Raw genomic sequence first — 17,537 nt, 5'->3', positions numbered from 1 at the left:
GAACCCCCTAGGCACCCCTGGGAGAAAACGTCGTGAGTCAGCTGGGAATTGACGTGGGGGGCACCAAGGTCGCACTCCGCCTCGAACGTCAGGACGCCCCGGACGGGGAAGGGACACGGCAGACCGTGCTCCGCTGGCCCGAGCCCGCCGCCCTCGGCACCGACCTCGCGGTCCTCGCCGAAGCCGTCGCCGCCGTGGGCGTCGACCCGGACGACCCGGTGACCTCGGTGGGCGTGGCGATGCCCGCGACCCTCGACCGGGCGGGCCGGGTGCGCGGCTGGCCGAACCGCCCGTTCTGGCAGGGACTCGACCTGGGGGAGGCGCTGGCGGAGCTGCTGCCCGGCGCCACCGTGCGGACCGCCGACGACGGCGACCTCGCGGCGCTCGCCGAGGCGGACGCGGCGGACTGCCGCGACCTCGTCCACATCGGGGTCGGCACCGGCATCGGCGGGGGCATCGTCCTGGACGGCCGCATCAGCCCCGGGACCGCACGCGGCTCCTGCGAGGTCGGCCATCTGATCGTCGACCGGGCGGGGGAGCGGTGCGACTGCGGCCGACACGGCTGCGTCCAGTCCGTGGCCTCGGGCCGCGCGGTCCTGCGCCGCGCCTCGGCCCGCCTGGACCGGCCCGTGGACTTCGACGAACTGCGCACCGCCTGGCTCGACTCCACCGCCTGGGCGGTGGAGGTGGTCACCGACGGCGCCGACGCGGTGGCGACCGCGATCGTCGGCCTGTGTGAACTGACCCACCCTCAACTCGTGACCGTGGGCGGCGGATTCGCCGCAGGACTGCCCGGCTACGTCGACGCGGTGACCCGCCGTGCCGCGGAGCTGGCCCGCCCGGCGGGCCCCGACGTCCGGATCGCCCCCGCCGCCCTGGGCGGCATGTCGTCACTGGACGGCGCGGTCCTGCTCGCCCGCGCGTAGAGCGCCCGTGCGGCCGCCCGTGCGGCTGCCTGACGCCGTCCCTGACAGCGCCCCTGACGGCGTCCCTGGCGGTGTTCCGGAGCGGTTTCCGACGGAGGTACGGGAAAGGGCCCGTGAGCATCACGCTCACGGGCTCTTTCCCGTACCTCCGTATGCGCATGCATGCGCGGCTCCCCCCGGGGCCCGCGCGCCCTACACACCCCGGTAGCGCAGCGAACGCAGCGGCCGGCGCCCCAGGTTGCCCGTCGTCCGGAGCCTGCTGCACCGGTGCACCCCGGTCCCGCCTCCGGAACCGGCCCCCGCGCCCACCGGCTCCGCCTCGGCCTGGGCCTCCACCTTCGCCTGGGCCGAGGTCGTCGGCTGCCGCGGAACCGTCCGCGACCAGCGCGGGCCCGCGTCGTGCGTGAGGGTCACGTCGTGGTTGAGGATGGCGTGCTCGAGCTCGCGCAGCTCCCGGCCGGGGTCGAGGCCGAAGAAGTCGAGCAGGACGGTACGGGTGCGCTGGTACGCCGCGAGCGCGTCGTGCTGCCGGCCGCACCGGTACAGCGCCAGCATCAGCAGCCCGCAGAGCCGCTCACCGGCCGGCTCGGCGGCCGCCGCCTGCTGCAGCTCGCCGAGGATCTCGTGATGCCGCCCCTGGTCGAGCGACTCCTGGACGCAGTCCTCGAAGACGGAGAGCCGCACGCCCTGCAGCGCCGCGAGCTCGGGCCAGGCGACGCCGGCCTCGGAGAGGTCGGCGAGCGCGGGGCCGCGCCAGAGGGCGAGCGCCGCCCGCAGGTCGGCGAGGCCCGACTCCCGCTGTCCGGCGGCCAGTCGGGAACGGCCCTGCCCGACGAGACGGTGGAACCGGAAGAGGTCCAGCTGCTCTTCGTCGACCGTCAGCCGGTAGCCGGGGGCGCAGGTCGTCAGGGTGACCGGTGCGGCGGGGTCCAGCTGCTGCTCGAGGATCTTGCGCAGACCCGAGACCGCGTTCTGAATCATCTTCCGCGAGGTGGTGGGCGCCTCGTATCCCCAGAGCGCGTGCATGAGCTTGCTGGTGGGGATGATTTCGTTCGCGTGCAGCAGGAGAAAACCGGCGGTGGCCCGCTGATTGAATCCACCCATATTCACGGGCTCGCTGTTCGAGAACGCTTCAAGAGGTCCGAGCAAATTGAATCGCACGCCGGTTCACTCCAGCCGAAGACGGGACGGGGGTGCGTTTCCGCAGCATCACCCCTACAGTAAACAAACCGTTCGACCTGTTTGTCAACCGAAAGAGGGTGCCGCCGTCCACTGGTTGGGACGGCCTGACGAAGCTGCAGGTGAACGCTGCGCACAAGGGGTTGGGAAGACCCCGTCCATCGGGGCGGGGTGTGCCGAGACGGACCTCCGCAGTACCGGAGTGATCCCTTCCGGGACGGCTCGGGGCGCCGATGGGCGTACGGTTCCCGTGCAGTGGGCGCGGAAAAACCCCCCGCCCTTGAGGGGTTGCTAGCTTCCCGGAAGACGTGAGTCATGAACGTGAGAATCGAATGCCAACCGTTGGAACCTGCAGAACTTCCAGAACTGGAGGGTGGCCAGTGGAACTGGTCGAACGCGCTGAACAGGCAATGCATCTGAAACAATTGATGACGGAATGTGCCGCGAAGAGAGGGAGGGTCGTCCTGCTGGACGGTGCCTCCGGCAGCGGCAAGACCGAGCTGCTGCACCGGGTCGCCGAGCACGCCGCGTACGGCGGTGGTCTCGTCCTGCGCGCTGCCTGTGCCCGCGCGGAGCGCGCCCTGCCGTTCGGTGTGCTGGGCCAGTTGCTGCGCAGCGCCCCGATCGCCGACGAACAGTCGCGCGAGATACACGGGTTGCTGCACCGTGCGGTCACCGAGGCCGCCGTGGACCCGTCGGAGGCCGGCCGGCCCCCGACCATCGGCGTGGAGCTGGCGCACACCCTCCACGAGGTGGCCCAGGCGGTCCTGCGGCTCGCCGAGGACAACCCTGTCTTCCTCGGCATCGACGACATCCGTCACGCCGACCGGCACTCCTTGGACTGCCTCCTCTACCTGGCCCGCAGGATCGGTTCGGCACGCATCATGCTCGTGCTGACCGACGACCCGGAACTTCCGGACAGCAGCCCGATGTTCCGCACGGAACTGCTCGACCAGCCGCACGCGCAGCGGATGTCGCTCACCCCGCTGACCGAGGCGGGCGTGGTGTCCTTCCTCGCCGCGCACATCGACCGGCCGACGGCCGAGCGGCTCGCGCCGGAGTTCCAGGCCGTCGCCGACGGCAACCTGCTGCTCCTGCACGCCCTTCTCGAGGACCACCGCGCCACCGGCGGCGTCCGCCCCGGCGGCTACGGCCGCGCCGTGCTGCGCCAGCTCAGCCGGGTGGACCCCCCGGTGGCCGCCGCCGCCCGGGCGCTCGCCGTCCTGGACAAGGCCGCCACCCCCGAGCGGATCGCTCGCCTGACCGGCGCCGACGCGGCCAGGACCGAAGCCGCTCTGCGGACGCTCACCGCCTGTGGACTGGTCTCCGGACTGTCCTTCCGGCACGAGGTGGCCCGCCGGGCCGTCCTCGACGAACTGCCCGCCGGTGGACGCACGGCCCTCACCGTCAAGGCCGCCGAGCTGCTGTACGAGCAGGGCTCCCCGGCGCCGGAGACCGCGCGTCTCCTCGTCGAGGCGGGTGCCCCGGCAGGCGAGTGGAGCGTCGACGTCCTCCTCGAAGCGGCCGAGCAGGAGCTCATCGCCGGCCGCACCCACCATGCGACCGCGGCGCTCGAAGCGGCGCTCGTGGCCCGCGCCGAACCCGGCGCGCAGCACGCGGCGATCGAGGCCAGGCTGGTCCAGGTGCGCAGGCTCTCGGACCCGGCGACGGCCGAGCACCACCTGGCCGCCCTCGCGGACGCCGCCCGCTCGGGTCACCTGGACCCGGTCAACACCATCGACCTGATCCGGCAGCTCCTGTGGCAGGGGAGGACGGCCGACGCCGGCGAGCTCCTGGAGCGGCTGCGCGGCACCGAACTGGAGCCGCACGGCGAGGCCGCGGCCCTCCTGCACGACACCGAGCAGTGGATCGCCTGGACCCACCCGACCCTGGCCAAGCGCGGCCGTCGGCCCCAGGAGGCGGCCCGCACCGCGGACGTCGCCGCACGGCGCACCGATCCGTGGCGCCGGCCCACCGCCCTCCTGGCGGACGCGCTCGTCAACGGCCGCGCCCACCAGGTCGTGGAGCGGGCCGAGCAGGTCCTGCGGGACCGGGGACCCAGCTACGACATCACCTGGCCCGAGGAGCCCGCGCTGCTCGCGCTCGGCGTGCTGCTCGCCGCGGACCGCCCCGACGCCGCCGCCTGGTGCGACCGGCTGCTCGGCGAGGGCCACACCCCGTACTCCCCGACCTGGATGGCGCTGCTCTCCTCGGCCCGCGCCCAGGCGGCCGTCGGGCTCGGCGACCTGACCGGCGCCGTCGACCACGCCCAGCTGGCCACCGACCACATCACCCCGAACGCCTGGGGAGTCGCCATCGGCGTCCCGCTGGGGAGCCTGGTCCTCGCGACCACGCGGATGGGCCACTACGACGAGACGGAGGCGTACCTCACCCGGGCCGTCCCGCAGGCGATGTTCCAGACCCGGTACGGGCTGTACTACCTGCACGCCCGAGGCCAGTTCCACCTGGCCACCGGGCACCACCACGCCGCCCTGGCCGACTTCCTGGCCTGCGGCGAGCGGATGCGCGAGTGGGGCATCGACGTGCCCGGCATCGTGCCCTGGCGGACCAGCGCCGCCGAGGCCTGGCTGGAGCTCGGCAACCGCGAGCAGGCGGGACGGCTGGCCTACGACCAGCTGGGCCGCCCGGGCACCAACGGCGCCCGCCCCAGGGCCCTGGCGCTCCGGGTGCTCGCGGCCGGCGGCCCGGTGGGCCGACGCCCGCAGATGCTCACCGAGGCGCTCGACCTGTTCGAGCAGGTCGGTGACCGCTACGAGCAGACCAGGGTGCTGGCCGACCTCAGCAACGCGTACTACGAGCTCGGGGACAGCCGCCGGGCCAGGACCCACGCGCGCCGCGCCCGCCACCTGGTGGGCATGTGCGGAGCCGCGCCGCTCGGCGAGGTGCTCCTGTCCTTCGGCGACGAGAGCGACGAGCCGGCCGGCCCCGGCACGGGGAACTCCGATGGCGCGCTGCTCACCGGCTCCGAGCGGCGGGTCGCCGCGCTCGCGGTCGGCGGGTACACGAACAGGGAGATCGCCACGAAGCTGTTCATCACGCCGAGCACGGTGGAGCAGCACCTCACCCGCGTCTACCGCAAGCTGGGCGTGCGCTGCCGCAAGGACCTCCCGGTCGAACTGACCGTGGGCGGGGCGGAAGCGCTGCAGGTGGGGGCCGAGCAGGACGCGTGAAAGGGTGGGGCGGCCCGATGAGAGGGGCCGCCCCACCCGAGTGGCGGAGAGGTGCGTGACGACAGGTCAGGCGATGCGGAGCTCCGCCAGGTGCTTGCGGTACCACGGCAGTCCGGCGGCGAGGCCGGCGCCGAAGCCCGGCCCGGGATCCAGCGAGAGCCGGTTCCAGATACGGCTGCTCTCGTAGTAGTGGTCCACGGTGAGCAGGGCGTGCTGGTGGGCGGAGAGCTGCGGCAGGGCGCGCGTGGACAGTTCCAGGTGCGCCGAGCGCGGCAGGTCCATGTCGGGCTGCGGGATGCCGAGCCCCTGGCAGAGCCGGGCCACCACGGAGCGCAGGGTGACCGGGCGCGGGTGGTTGACGTGGTAGACACTGCCCTGGTCGGCGGACCAGTCCGACGATGCGAAGACGGCGATCGCACGCGCCAGATCACGGACTCCGACCAAGGAGGTACGGGCGCTGCCGCCCTCGGCCCATACGGGCACCTTGCGCAGCAGTCGGCACAGCAGGGGCACGAACCACTGGTCACCCGGTCCGTACACCAGGTGGGGGCGGAGCACGATCCCGCCGCGCTCCAGGACGGTCTGCTCGGCGCGGAGCCGTGAGGCGCTCGCAGCGGAGGCGGGGTTGGGCGTCAACTGGCCTTCGGTGGCGCCGCGATGGGGACCGCTGCCGTAGACCGAGGCGGTCGACACGTACAGGATGCGTTCGGTGCCCGCCTGTTGCGCGGCCTGCGCCAGCGCCCGGGTGCCGATGTCGTTGACCGCCGTACACAGAGCGGGGTCGCGGCCGACGTAACTGGCCATGTGGAGAACGGTGTCGACGCCTTCGCAGCAGCCGTACAGGCTTGCCGGATCAGACAGGTCGCCCGGTATGGCGCGCACTCCGGCATCGGTCATCCAGCCGGGCAGCGGGCGCCGGGTCAGCACACGCACGTCGGATCCGGGAACGGGTCCGAGGGGGGATCCGGAGAGGGATCCGAGGGGGGATCCGGGAACGGATCCGGGGGTGGAGCGAGTGGTGGATCCCGGGGTGGTTCCGGGTAAGGGCCTCAACAGCTCCCTGACCACCGCACCACCGATGAATCCGGTACCTCCGAGAACAAGGATCACGCCGGCCTCAACTCGCTATCGCGGTGACGTTGATGGTGGCGGCGATGGCGCCGCCCTGGGCGAACTCGACGGCCACGGTGTGGGAGCCCCCCGGTCCCGGAGTGGCCTGGGTCGCGGTGACCACACAGGTCTTGTCGAACTCGACGTACTGGTCGAAGACGCAGTCCATGGCGACGGCGAGCGCGTCGGGCCGCTCCAGGACGGCGAGCGAGGCCTGTCGTGCGGCCTCCATCAGGACCATGCCGGGCACGTGGTCGACCGGGTGGTCGAAGAGCACCGGGTGGTCGGGGTCGGCGCGCAGCGTCCACGTCCTGTTGACCCCGGTCACGCCGAGCACCACGTCGAAGCCCCAGTGCCGGCCGACCGCCTCGGGGGCGACGGGCTCGGGGAGGTTGCGCTGAGGGGTGTTCTCGCAGGCGCTGCCGCGGATCCTGCGGTAGAGGTTGGGCGGCAGGCAGGTCACGGTCATCGAGCCCGAGCCGATGAGTTCACCGTCGCGCAGGCAGTCGATCCGGGTGACGTAGCCGCTGACGGTCTTGCCGCGCCGCTTGATGTCGGTGCAGCGCACGTCGAGCAGCACGTGTGCCGGGCGGTCGCGGAGCCGGGCGCCCTCCGGTGCGATCGCGTGGGTGGCGTCGTGGGAGAGGAACTGGTGGCCCATGGGCACGTCGTAGGCCTGGTGGGCGATGAGGAGCTGAGCCTGCCGGATCGTTTCCGCCAGCAGCATCGGGTCGTGCCAGCGACGGGCCACGGGACCGTAGTAGCTGTGGCTGCGGGGCCACTGGGCTCCGAGCCGGAAGTGGTCGGGTCCGATCTGCTGGATTCCGGTGACGAAGACCTCGGCCACGCCGGCCCGGTGCACATAGGTGCGCGGGACGGTCTGCAGGAAGAGGTCGGATTCGTCGGGTGTGACGTTTTCTGTCGAGTTGTCCATGCTCTTGATGAGTGTCGCAACGCGCATCAGGGCCCCCCTGAAAGTTGAGTTGTGCATGACAGATACGCCGACAGATGTGCCGGACTGACAACTAGAGGCGCGGTGGAGCAGCGATCAGAACAATACCAGTTAGTTGGTTTTTTGCGAGAGGGGAGGGCAAACTAGTTCCGTGGGCGTAAGCGGTGCACCGCAGGGGGACCATGCGGCGGCGCACGAGCGGACGCACAGGATTCGGAGGTTGTTCGCATGGCCAGGCAGGAACGAGCGGAAGTCACACGGAGTGCCATCCTCGAAGGGGCCGCACGAGCGTTTGAGAAGGCGGGGTTCGCGGGGACGAGTCTGAGCGACATCGTCGGTGAGGCCGGTGTCACCAAGGGTGCTCTCTACTTCCACTTCGCCTCGAAGGAGGAGCTGGCCCAGGCGGTCATCGAGGAGCAGTTCTCCGTCTGGGACGACGTTCCCGCGCTCGACCTCCCGGGCGTCCAGACGGTCATCGACCTGCTGCACGGCATGGCCGAACAGCTCCAGGCGAGCATCCGGGTGCGGGCGGCGATCCGCCTCGTGGTCGACCAGAGCTCGTCGACGGGCGCGAACGCGGACCCCTACGTCAAGTGGATCGACCTCATCCGCAACTGCTTCGCCCAGGCCCAGGGGCGGGGCGACATCCGGGCCGATGTCGACGTGGAGTCCGCCGCGAATCTGATCGTCGGCTGCTGGACCGGTCTGCAGCTTTCGTCCCAGGTGCTGACCGGCCGAAAGGACCTCAATGAGCGGACCACGCAGATGTGGCAGGTGATGCTGCCGGGTCTGGTGCCGGTGCGCCGCCTCGGCCGCTTCCTGCCCGAGGGCACCGGCCGGTCCGCGCTCGTGGCAGGCGCGGCCGGACAGTAGTCGTACCCGGATCCCGATCGTCCCCCGTTGCCGCACTTCCCCTCCCCAGGGGTGGTGCGGCCGGACGCGTTCAGAGCTGGTGACTGAGCTCCGGCTCCACGCACTCCTCGGGAGGGGAGGTGCGGTACGCGTCGACGACGTCCATCGGCGTGATCGCCGGCAGCAGGACCTCCCACAGGTCGGCCAGCTGCTGCTCGGTCTCGTCGGTCGACTCACTCGTCCGGCTGTACGCCTCCAGTGAGAACAGCGTCGCCGACGCCAGCGCGCACGCCGAGTTCTTCGGTGCGCCCTCCCGCAGCTCACGCCGGCTCGCCGCCAGCTCGAAGTGGTGCGCGGCGGTCTCGTGCCAGAGCTTGTAGTGGTCGAACTTCGGCGCCCTGTCCTGCGGCCACTCCCGCTGCAGTCGTACCGCGGCGCGCATGACCGGCTCCAGGTGCAGCAGCTGGTTGAGCCGGTGCGTGATGTCGATCAGGTGCTGGACCGGGGAGTCCGAGGGCCCGCAGGGTTGCTCCGTCATCACGTCCTCGAACCGCTCCTGGGCGATCTCCACGACGGCGGCGGCCACTTGCTCCTTCGAGGAGAAGTGGAAGTAGAACGCCCCCTTGGACACTCCCGCGGCGCGGGTGATGTCGTCCAGGCTCGTCCCGAAATAGCCGTTGCGCTCGAATTGCTCGGCCGCGCCGGAGATGATCCGGCGCAGCGTGCGCTCCGCGCGCTCCTGCTTGACCATCGGTGCCTCCTTAGCATCAGCCCCCGTTACCGTCATTATAAAACCGGTCGAATGGTATGTGGTTAGTGATCTGCGCCAATTTCCTTGGCCGATTTCAACGGAACGTCCGCGTCCGCGACCGCCGAGGGCATCAACCGCGTCCCTGAGGCGATCAGTCGGCGCCCCTGCGCCAGGTCTCGCGGCCGTCCCACCGAGAGCACCGCCACCAGCCGCCGCTCCCGCAGCCAGCACACGCTCCACGCCTCCCCGTCCGGGTCGCCGCGCCACAGCGTGGTGTCGGCCGAGGAGTGGTGCCCCGCGTACTGCACGAAGCGCCCGAACTGCTCGGACCAGAAGTAGGGAACCGGGTCGTACGCGACGTCCGCCGCGTCCTGCGGCTCGGAGCCGTCCCGCGCCCCGGCGGCGACGATGCCGGCCGCGACCGTACGGGGGCCGTGGAACGCGTTGTCCCAGTGCTGGACGAGCAGTCGCTCGCCGAAGAGCGCCGAAGGGAACGAGGCGCAGTCCCCGACCGCGTACACACCCTCCGCGGAGGCGCGCAGCCGGTCGTCGGCGAGGACCTCGCCGCGCTCGCCGAGCGTGATGCCGGACCCGGTCAGCCAGCCGGTGGCGGGCCGGGCGCCGATGCCGACGACGACCGCGTCGGCCGCCAGCCGGGAGCCGTCGGAGAGCGTCACGCTGCCCGGCTCCACACCCGTCACGCGAACATCGGTACGGAGCTCCGCCCCGGCCTCGTCGAACCAGCGGGCCATCGGCGCGGCCACGGCGGCGGGCAGCGCCCCCGCCAGCGGCCGGCGCGCCGCCTCCACCACGGTCACCCGGCAACCGGCCTCGCGGGCCGCCGTGGCGAACTCGGCGCCGATCCAGCCGGCCCCGACGACCACGACGTCCTGCCGTGCCTCCAGCACCGGCCGCAGCCGCTCCGCGTCGTCGACGGTACGCAGCAGGTGCACCCCGGGCCGCTCCTCGACGCCCGGCAGCCGTACCGGCTCCGCGCCGGTCGCGAGGACCAGCGCCTCGTAGCCGAGCGGGCCCTCGGAGGTGTCCAGCTCGCGCGCCCCGGGCCGCAGGCCCTTGGCCTCGACGCCGAGCAGCAGCTCGATGCCGAGCCCCGCGTAGTCGACCGCGAAGGTCGCGTCGCCCTCCTTGCCCTGGAGCACCGACTTGGACAGCGGCGGCCGGTCGTACGGCCTGTGGCGCTCGGCGCCGACCAGCCGGACCCGCCCGGTGTACCCCTTCTCGCGCAGCGCCACCGCGGTCTGCACCCCGGCCACGCCCGCGCCGACGATGACGACGCCCGAGTCGGACTCCGCCCCTGTCGTTCCTCCTGCCACCTGGTCCTCCCCAGTCACCACCCGAGTCCGCCCGGACTCCCGTGGGCACCCATGGTTGCGGACGGGTGAACGACACATCCATCTCCCGGACCAGGTTCAGGGGGCCGGTAGGGGGTGTCCGGCCGGGCAGGGGCTCCCTAGCGTCATCAGTGGCGCGGACAGGTGTCAGTGATCTATGCGACGAAGGCGAGGAAGGCCATGGCCCGCGAGTCGGAGTCGGGACTGCCCATCGAGCCGGTATACGGACCGGAGACCCTCAACGACGGCTGGGACCCGGCGGAGAAGCTGGGTGAGCCGGGCAGGTTCCCGTTCACCCGCGGTGTGTACCCCTCGATGTACACGGGACGGCCGTGGACGATGCGGCAGTACGCGGGTTTCGGTACGGCGACGGAGTCGAACGCCCGCTACAAGCAGCTGATCGCGAACGGCACGATGGGTCTGTCGGTCGCCTTCGACCTGCCGACGCAGATGGGCCACGACTCGGACGCGGAGATCGCCTCCGGCGAGGTCGGCAAGGTGGGTGTCGCGATCGACTCGATCGACGACATGCGGGTCCTGTTCGGCGGCATCCCGCTGGACGAGGTCTCCACCTCGATGACCATCAACGCCCCCGCGGCGCTCCTGCTCCTGCTCTACCAACTGGTCGCGGAGGAGCGGGGGATCTCGGCCGACCAGCTGACGGGCACGATCCAGAACGACGTGCTGAAGGAGTACATCGCCCGCGGCACGTACATCTTCCCGCCGAAGCCCTCGCTCCGTCTGATCGCGGACATCTTCAAGTACTGCCAGGCAGAGATCCCGAAGTGGAACACCATCTCCATCTCGGGCTACCACATGGCGGAGGCGGGGGCCTCGCCCGCGCAGGAGATCGCGTTCACGCTGGCCAACGGGATCGAGTACGTCCGTACGGCCGTCGCGGCCGGCATGGACGTGGACGACTTCGCGCCTCGCCTGTCGTTCTTCTTCGTCGCCCGCACGACGATCCTGGAGGAGGTCGCCAAGTTCCGCGCGGCCCGCCGGATCTGGGCGCGGGTGATGCGGGACGAGTTCGGCGCGAAGAACCCGAAGTCGATGATGCTGCGGTTCCACACGCAGACGGCGGGCGTGCAGCTCACCGCCCAGCAGCCCGAGGTCAACCTCGTCCGCGTCGCGGTCCAGGGCCTCGCGGCCGTCCTCGGCGGTACGCAGTCGCTGCACACGAACTCGTTCGACGAGGCCCTCGCGCTGCCGACCGACAAGTCCGCCCGCCTGGCGCTCCGTACCCAGCAGGTCCTCGCCTACGAGACGGACGTGACGGCCACCGTGGACCCGTTCGCCGGCTCGTACGTCGTCGAGAAGATGACCGACGAGGTCGAGGCGCTCACGGTCGAGCTCATGGGGAAGATCGACGAACTGGGCGGCGCGGTCGCCGCGATCGAGCACGGCTTCCAGAAGGCCGAGATCGAGCGCAGCGCGTACCGGATCGCTCAGGAGACCGACTCCGGCGAGCGCGTCGTGGTCGGCGTCAACCGCTTCAAGCTGGACGCGGAGGAGTCGTACGAGCCCCTGCGCGTCGACCCGGCCATCGAGGCCCAGCAGGCGGAGCGGCTCTGCAAGCTGCGGGCCTGGCGCGAGCAGTCCCGGGTCGACGACGCCCTCGCCCTGGTCAAGAAGGCGGCCGAGGGCGAGGACAACCTCCTCTACCCGATGAAGGAGGCGCTGGAGGCCCGCGCCACCATCGGCGAGGTCTGCAACGCGCTGCGTGAGGTGTGGGGCACCTACGTCCCCGCCGACGCCTACTGACGCACCCCCGTGGAACTCCCCCATGGAACGCCCCCGACGGAACGAAGGAGCAGCACAGTGGACACCCCGCCCCGCATCCTGGTGGCCAAACCCGGGCTCGACGGCCACGACCGCGGAGCCAAGGTGATCGCGCGGGCGCTGCGCGACGCCGGCATGGAGGTCATCTACACCGGTCTCCACCAGACGCCCGAGCAGGTCGTGCACGCCGCCATCCAGGAGGACGTCGACGCCATCGGCATGTCCATCCTGTCGGGCGCGCACCTCACCCTCTTCCCGCGCGTCATCGAGCTGCTGCGCGAGCGCGACGCCGCCGACATCACCGTGTTCGGCGGCGGCATCATCCCGGACGCGGACGTCGAACTGCTCCTTGAGCAGGGAGTGGCGGCACTCTTCACCCCGGGGACGCCGATCGAGCGGGTCGTCCAGTGGGTCCGCGAGCGGACGGCCAAGGTGCCCGCGTGACCAGTCGCCGACTGCTGCAGCTCGCCTTCTTCCGATGCCGGTCGAGCTGCTGGAACGTGGTGCAGGTGCTGGGAGGTGCCTTGTCGGTCGGCCCGGGCTCGCGACGCCCTGATCCGGCCTGACCGACAGGACGCCCCGCGGCTCCGAACGCGCGTGACGAGCTCGTCGTCGACTACTCGACCATCTCGACTACTCGACTACTCGACGACGAGCTCGACCCGGATGTTGCCGCGGGTGGCCTTGGAGTACGGGCAGAACGCGTGGGTCTTCTCCAGGAGCTCGCGGCCCGGCTCGCCTTGGAGGTGGTCCGGGAACTCGGCGCGCATCACGACCGCGAGGCCGAAGCCGCCGTCGGTCTCGTCCTTGCCGATGGTGACCTCGGCCGTGATCGAGGCGTCGGAGACGTCGATCTTCTCCTGGCGCGCCACGACCCCCATCGCGCTGGCGAAGCAGGCCGCGTACCCGGCGGCGAAGAGCTGCTCGGGGTTGGTGCCCTGCCCGTTGCCGCCGAGGGCCTGGGGGTGGGCGAGCGGGAGGTCGATGTGGCCGTCGGAGCTGACGGCCCGGCCTTCGCGGCCGTTGGCGGTGGCGACGGCGGTGTAGAGCGCGTTCATGGTTCTTCCGTTCCTGTCCTCGGGATGTGGTGCCCTTCTGTCTCTATTGATAGCGCACTATTCAGTTGTGCACAACTGAATAGTGCGTGAAGGTCCTCGCGTACCCTGGAGCCATGGAGACGCTCGACACCGTCCCGGACGCGGAATTCCTCCGGCTCGACCACCAGATCTGCTTCTCGCTGCACGCGGCGACCCGCGCCTTCAACGGCGTCTACCGCGAGGCCCTCAAGGAGCTCGGGCTCACCTACCCCCAGTACCTCGTGATGCTCGTCCTCTGGGAGCACGGCGAGCTGCCGGTGAAGGGGATCGGCGAGCGGCTGCGGCTCGACTCCGGGACCCTGTCGCCGCTGCTCAAGCGGCTCGAAGCGGCCGGATACGTCGAGCGCCGCCGCAGCCCCGAGGACGAGCGGTCCGTCACCGTACGGCCGACCGGCGACGGGACCGCGCTCCGTGAGCAGGCGCTCGGCGTCCCGCGCCGCATCGCCGCCGCGACCGGACTCCCGCTGGAGGACATCCGCGACCTGCGGGAACGGCTCGACGCGCTGGCCGCCCGCCTCGACGCCGTCGACCCGGACGACCTGAACGCCTGCTCCTGACTCCTGCGCCTGGCTCCTGCCGGACGCTCCTAGCGGCCCGGTCGCCCCCTTCGTCGAGGGCGTGACGTTCCTTGGAGGGAAGGGGAGGCGCGCGGGTCGCCCGCGCGCGCGTGGTTGAGGCCGAGCAGGACGCAGACGTCCGTCAGGAGCGGTACGTGGTACGCGAGGGGCCGCGGCCCCGCCTGGTCCGGGCGGGAGACGAAGCCGCCGTCCGGCCGCTGCCGCTCCAGGAGGTGGCGCACCGCGCGCTCCGTCGCCCCCCGGGCGCTCGGCGCGCACGGCACGGACGGCCCGTCCTGGTCCCGGGAGACGGCGATCAGCGCGTACGCGGTGCTGATCGGGTCGCTCGGGTCGGACGGCACGTGCCCCCAGCCGCCGTCGGCGTTCTGCGTCTCGACGAGCCGGGCGACGGCCCGCGCCCGCGCCCGCGCGACCCCCGCCTCCAGGGCGTGCCCGGGCGGGGCCGCGGCGCGGAAGGAGTCGTACGCGAGGACGGTGCGGAACAGGGCGTTGCTCTCGTTCAGGCTCCAGCTCCGCTCGAACGCCCCGGCGCCCTCCTGGCGCGCCAGGACGAACCGGACCGCGGCCTCCACCGCCGGCCGGTGGCCGGGCTCGGGGGCCAGCGCGTTCACGGCGGCCGCCGTTATCGCCACCTCGGAGGCGGTGCCCCGCTCGAACGTCGGGAAGCCGCCGTCGCCGCCCTGCCGGTCGAGGAGGTACCGCGCGCCCGCCGCCACCGCGGTCCCGTACCGCTCCGGGGCCGAGGCCCGCAGGAACTCCACGCAGTACGCGGTGTCGTCGACGTCGCTCTGCCCGACGCCCCGGTCGAACCCCCAGCCCCCGTCCGGGTTCTGCCGCTCGGCCAGCGCGGCGGCGAGGGCCCGCAGCGTGTGCGCGGGGGCGCCCGCCCCGGCGAGCGCGAGCCCGCCCGTCGCCGTCGCGAAGACGTCCATCCCGGTGATGAAGGGCAGCCCGCCGTCCCCGCGCAGCCAGTGACGCAGCTCCCGCGCCCGCGCGCGGACGGCCGCCGCGTACCGGGGCCGCAGGCGCAGCGCCAACAGGGCCAGAATCCGGGCGAGATGATTGCCGTACGGGGGCGGGCCGGGCAGCGAGCAGGGCGCGAGCGCCCGCCAGTCGTCCTCGGTGACGAGGCGCGGGACGCCCGTACCGAAGGCGTGCAGAGTCTTCAGGGCGGCCATCTCCGTGATCAGCCACCGCTGTTGACCGCGCGCCTCGAAGAGCGCCCCGACGTCCCCGATGTTCCCGACGTCCCCGACGTCCCCGGGGTCATCGGGGCCATCGGGGGAGGAGAGCTCGGGGAACGGATGGGCGCCGAGCTCCGCGAGCACCGTCCGGAACATCAGCCGCTTGCGCCCGGCGGTGAAGTGGTCGAAGCCGCCGAGCAGTCGGTTCAGCGCGGCCCGCCCGTCCACGTACTCGCCGAGCGCCGCCCGTGCCGCGGCCTCCTGCACGGGGTCGGGGGAGCCCTCGTCCACCGCGATCTTCAGGAAGCGGGTCAGCCGCTCCTGGGCGTCCGGGTCCACGCCCGTCACCGTGAGCAGCCGCAGGGCCAGGGCGGACTCCAGGATCCGGCTGTCGCACGGGGCGCGGAGCAGACCGTCCGGACCGGCCGCCGCCACCAGCCGGGTGGCCAGCCGGGCGCGGGCCCGGTCGAGGCCGGGACGGCCGGGGCGCGGGGGGCCCGTGGGCGGCGCCGAGACGGGCGGCGCGCCCGGGACGGCGAGGGAGGCGCCGCGTAAGGGCAGCGCGCAGGACGTCGACATGGTGGGGTCCTTCGTCGGGGTCGTACGAGAGATGTGCGGGTCAGAGAGGGAACAGGCGCCGGACGGCCTCCGTGCCGACCGGGACCATCGGGGTGTATCCGCCGGTCAGGACCGACAGCGGCGTGACGAAGCCGCACCAGGAGATCTCCGCCGGATCGGGCCTGGGTGCCCGGTCCACCACCCAGCGGTGGACGGTCAGGAAGCAGTCGCCGTGTGGATCGTCGACGCGGATCCGGTACGCCTCGGCGAGACCGTGCGCGCTCGCCCAGCCCAGCTCCTCCCGGAGCTCCCGAAGCGCCGCCGCGCGGTAGTCCTCGCCGGCCCGCACCGCCCCGCCCACCAGGACGTCGTAGTGGTCGGGATAGGCGGGCGCCGAGGCGGTCCTGCGGTACAGCAGGACCCGGCCGGCGTGGTCGGTGCAGACGGTCGCCGCGTACCGGCGCAGCAGGCCGGACGGGGCGCCGGCCGCGCGCCCGCCCTGGGCGACCACCCGGTCCCCGGGGTCGACGTAGTCGATCCGCTCGGAGGGGCGCGCGCTCACGCCCGCTCGCGGACGCGCGCGTACAGCGGGCCGGCCGGGCGCAGGTTGATGCCGAACACGGGCTCGCCCGCCGGCTCGGTCGTCTCGACGGTGAACCGGGCGAGGAGCTCGCCGAGCAGCACCTCCATCTCCCGCATCGCGAAGCGCGTGCCCAGACAGGCGCGCGGACCGATGCCGAAGGGGAGGTACGCGCCCGGCGGCAGCGGCGTCCGGGCCGGGAAGCGGTCCGGGGAGAAGGTCTCGGGGTCGGGCCACACCGCCGGGTCCCGGTGGGTGAGGTAGGGGCAGACGAGGAGGTCCGTACCGGCGGGGATCAGCAGGCCGTCGAGCATCTCGTCGGCCGGCGCGTGGCGCGGGAGCAGCCAGCCCGTGGGGTAGAGCCGCAGCGTCTCGGAGAGCACCGCCTCGACGGCCCGCGCGTCGCCGGCCGCCCGCTCCATGACCTCGGGGTGTCGGTCCAGCAGGACGAAGGCCCAGGTCAGCGTGCGGGCGCTGCTCTCGTACCCGGCGACGAGCAGGGTGACCAGCTCGTCGCGGATCAGCCGGTCCGTGTACGCCGGGTCCGTCCCGGCCGCGTCGAGGAGCCGGTCGAGGACGCTCGGCCCCCGTTCGCCGTCGCCGTCGCCGTCGCCGTCGCCGTCGCCGTTGCCGTTGCCGTTGCCGTTGCCGTTGCCGTTGCCGTTGCCGCCGTCACCCGCGCCCTCGCCGTCGTCGCCCGCGTGCGCGCCCGCGCCCTCGCCGGCGGCCGTGTGCCGGCTCCGCGCCTCGGCGATGGCCCGGTGCGTCCGCTCGTCCAGCGCGGCGAGCGCGGCTCCCACCTCGGGCGGCAGCGCGGCGGCGCCGCCCACGTCGGCGGGGAGCGCGGCGACGATGTCCTGCACGGCCGCCAGATCGACGTAGGTCTCCCGGTCCAGGGGGCGGTCGGTCAGCGAGCGCCAGATCGTGTCGACGGTGAAGAACTGGACGTCCTCGGCGATGTCCGTCGGCTCGCCCCGACGGGCCCGCCCGGCCCAGAGCTCGACGACACGGGCGGCCGCCCCGGCGATGTGGTGCTCCCAGCGCTGGATGCCGCGACCGGTGAACATCGCCTGGAGGAGGCGGCGTTGGGAGCGCCAGGCCTCGCCCGTCGCGGTCAGCATGCCGTCGCCGAGGAGGGGCCTGGCCCGGTGGGACCGCTTGACGTACCGCTCGCCGCCGACTCCGAGGACCTGGTGCACGTGCCGGGGGTCCGTGACCAGGACCGCCGCCCGGCCGCCCCGGCGGAATCCGGTGAGCCGGCCCGGCGTGTGGGCCTGGCGCAGGAGGTCGACGAGCGGGGCGCCGGAGGCGGTCCAGGCCGCCACGACCTCGTCGTCGAGGAAGTCGGGGAGCATGCCGCCCGTCACGCATCGCGATTGCATGATGACCTATCGTAGCGGCCTCTGTGATCTTCGGATCCCGCCCGAACTCCCGTCCGGCCCCCA

15 protein-coding genes are annotated in these 17,537 nt (G+C 72.5%); 6 read left to right on the top strand and 9 right to left on the bottom strand.

The window, feature by feature from the left end:
* Nucleotides 1-32 precede the first annotated feature (32 nt).
* The gene (locus OG580_RS10840; RefSeq protein ID WP_267043443.1) at nucleotides 33-926 is read left to right on the top strand and encodes an ROK family protein; all 894 of its coding nucleotides are present in this window, start codon (nucleotides 33-35) and stop codon (nucleotides 924-926) included.
* Nucleotides 927-1,118: 192 nt separating this feature from the next.
* On the opposite strand, the gene OG580_RS10835 is transcribed toward OG580_RS10840, so the two are convergent.
* Nucleotides 1,119-2,030 (bottom strand): AfsR/SARP family transcriptional regulator, encoded by a 912-nt coding sequence (locus OG580_RS10835; protein ID WP_267043442.1) that lies wholly within the window; start codon nucleotides 2,028-2,030, stop codon nucleotides 1,119-1,121.
* A 407-nt stretch (nucleotides 2,031-2,437) separates the two neighbouring features.
* Between OG580_RS10835 and OG580_RS10830 the strand changes: the two genes are divergently transcribed.
* Complete coding sequence (locus tag OG580_RS10830) at nucleotides 2,438-5,296, top strand: LuxR family transcriptional regulator (RefSeq protein WP_267043441.1); 2,859 nt, start codon at nucleotides 2,438-2,440, stop codon at nucleotides 5,294-5,296.
* A 66-nt stretch (nucleotides 5,297-5,362) separates the two neighbouring features.
* Here OG580_RS10830 and OG580_RS10825 read toward each other — a convergent pair whose 3' ends face one another.
* Nucleotides 5,363-6,406 (bottom strand): NAD(P)-dependent oxidoreductase, encoded by a 1,044-nt coding sequence (locus tag OG580_RS10825; protein ID WP_267043440.1) that lies wholly within the window; start codon nucleotides 6,404-6,406, stop codon nucleotides 5,363-5,365.
* A 7-nt stretch (nucleotides 6,407-6,413) separates the two neighbouring features.
* Nucleotides 6,414-7,367 (bottom strand): ScbA/BarX family gamma-butyrolactone biosynthesis protein, encoded by a 954-nt coding sequence (locus tag OG580_RS10820; RefSeq protein ID WP_267043439.1) that lies wholly within the window; start codon nucleotides 7,365-7,367, stop codon nucleotides 6,414-6,416.
* 219 nt (nucleotides 7,368-7,586) lie between these two features.
* Here OG580_RS10820 and OG580_RS10815 point away from each other — a divergent pair, with 219 nt between their 5' ends.
* A complete protein-coding gene (locus OG580_RS10815) occupies nucleotides 7,587-8,231 on the top strand; it encodes a ScbR family autoregulator-binding transcription factor (protein ID WP_267043438.1) in 645 nt (214 codons plus the stop codon).
* A gap of 70 nt (nucleotides 8,232-8,301) precedes the next feature.
* On the opposite strand, the gene OG580_RS10810 is transcribed toward OG580_RS10815, so the two are convergent.
* Together OG580_RS10810 and OG580_RS10805 are read right to left on the bottom strand one after the other, a co-directional pair.
* Complete coding sequence (locus OG580_RS10810) at nucleotides 8,302-8,961, bottom strand: ScbR family autoregulator-binding transcription factor (protein ID WP_267043437.1); 660 nt, start codon at nucleotides 8,959-8,961, stop codon at nucleotides 8,302-8,304.
* 62 nt (nucleotides 8,962-9,023) lie between these two features.
* A complete protein-coding gene (locus OG580_RS10805; protein ID WP_267043436.1) occupies nucleotides 9,024-10,295 on the bottom strand; it encodes an NAD(P)/FAD-dependent oxidoreductase in 1,272 nt (423 codons plus the stop codon).
* 198 nt (nucleotides 10,296-10,493) lie between these two features.
* Between OG580_RS10805 and OG580_RS10800 the strand changes: the two genes are divergently transcribed.
* Both OG580_RS10800 and OG580_RS10795 read left to right on the top strand, forming a co-directional pair.
* Nucleotides 10,494-12,077 carry a methylmalonyl-CoA mutase gene (locus OG580_RS10800; RefSeq protein WP_267043435.1) on the top strand — a complete coding sequence of 528 codons (1,584 nt, stop codon included), beginning with the start codon at nucleotides 10,494-10,496 and terminating at the stop codon, nucleotides 12,075-12,077.
* 57 nt (nucleotides 12,078-12,134) lie between these two features.
* Nucleotides 12,135-12,539 (top strand): cobalamin B12-binding domain-containing protein, encoded by a 405-nt coding sequence (locus OG580_RS10795; protein WP_267043434.1) that lies wholly within the window; start codon nucleotides 12,135-12,137, stop codon nucleotides 12,537-12,539.
* Between the two features lie 197 nt (nucleotides 12,540-12,736).
* Here OG580_RS10795 and OG580_RS10790 read toward each other — a convergent pair whose 3' ends face one another.
* The gene (locus OG580_RS10790) at nucleotides 12,737-13,153 is read right to left on the bottom strand and encodes an organic hydroperoxide resistance protein (protein WP_267043433.1); all 417 of its coding nucleotides are present in this window, start codon (nucleotides 13,151-13,153) and stop codon (nucleotides 12,737-12,739) included.
* A gap of 113 nt (nucleotides 13,154-13,266) precedes the next feature.
* Between OG580_RS10790 and OG580_RS10785 the strand changes: the two genes are divergently transcribed.
* Nucleotides 13,267-13,749, top strand: coding sequence for a MarR family winged helix-turn-helix transcriptional regulator (locus OG580_RS10785; RefSeq protein WP_267043432.1), 483 nt, complete (start codon nucleotides 13,267-13,269; stop codon nucleotides 13,747-13,749).
* Nucleotides 13,750-13,778: 29 nt separating this feature from the next.
* Here the strand turns inward: OG580_RS10785 and OG580_RS10780 are convergent, their stop codons facing one another.
* From OG580_RS10780 to OG580_RS10770, 3 genes are read right to left on the bottom strand one after another with little or no spacing between them, the layout of a single operon-like run.
* Nucleotides 13,779-15,533 (bottom strand): prenyltransferase/squalene oxidase repeat-containing protein, encoded by a 1,755-nt coding sequence (locus OG580_RS10780; RefSeq protein ID WP_267043431.1) that lies wholly within the window; start codon nucleotides 15,531-15,533, stop codon nucleotides 13,779-13,781.
* Nucleotides 15,534-15,573: 40 nt separating this feature from the next.
* Entirely contained in the window at nucleotides 15,574-16,074 is a 501-nt protein-coding gene (locus OG580_RS10775) for an NUDIX domain-containing protein (protein ID WP_267043430.1), read from the bottom strand.
* Nucleotides 16,071-17,474 carry a cytochrome P450 gene (locus OG580_RS10770; RefSeq protein WP_267043429.1) on the bottom strand — a complete coding sequence of 468 codons (1,404 nt, stop codon included), beginning with the start codon at nucleotides 17,472-17,474 and terminating at the stop codon, nucleotides 16,071-16,073. Before OG580_RS10770 ends, OG580_RS10775 begins: the two co-directional genes overlap by 4 nt.
* Between the last annotated feature and the right edge of the window lie 63 nt (nucleotides 17,475-17,537).

It is taken from the genome of Streptomyces sp. NBC_00094 (assembly GCF_026343125.1).
Lineage (GTDB): Bacteria > Actinomycetota > Actinomycetes > Streptomycetales > Streptomycetaceae > Streptomyces.
The sequence above is the reverse complement of the archived record's forward strand: the minus strand, read 5'-3'. Positions and strand labels throughout refer to the sequence as shown.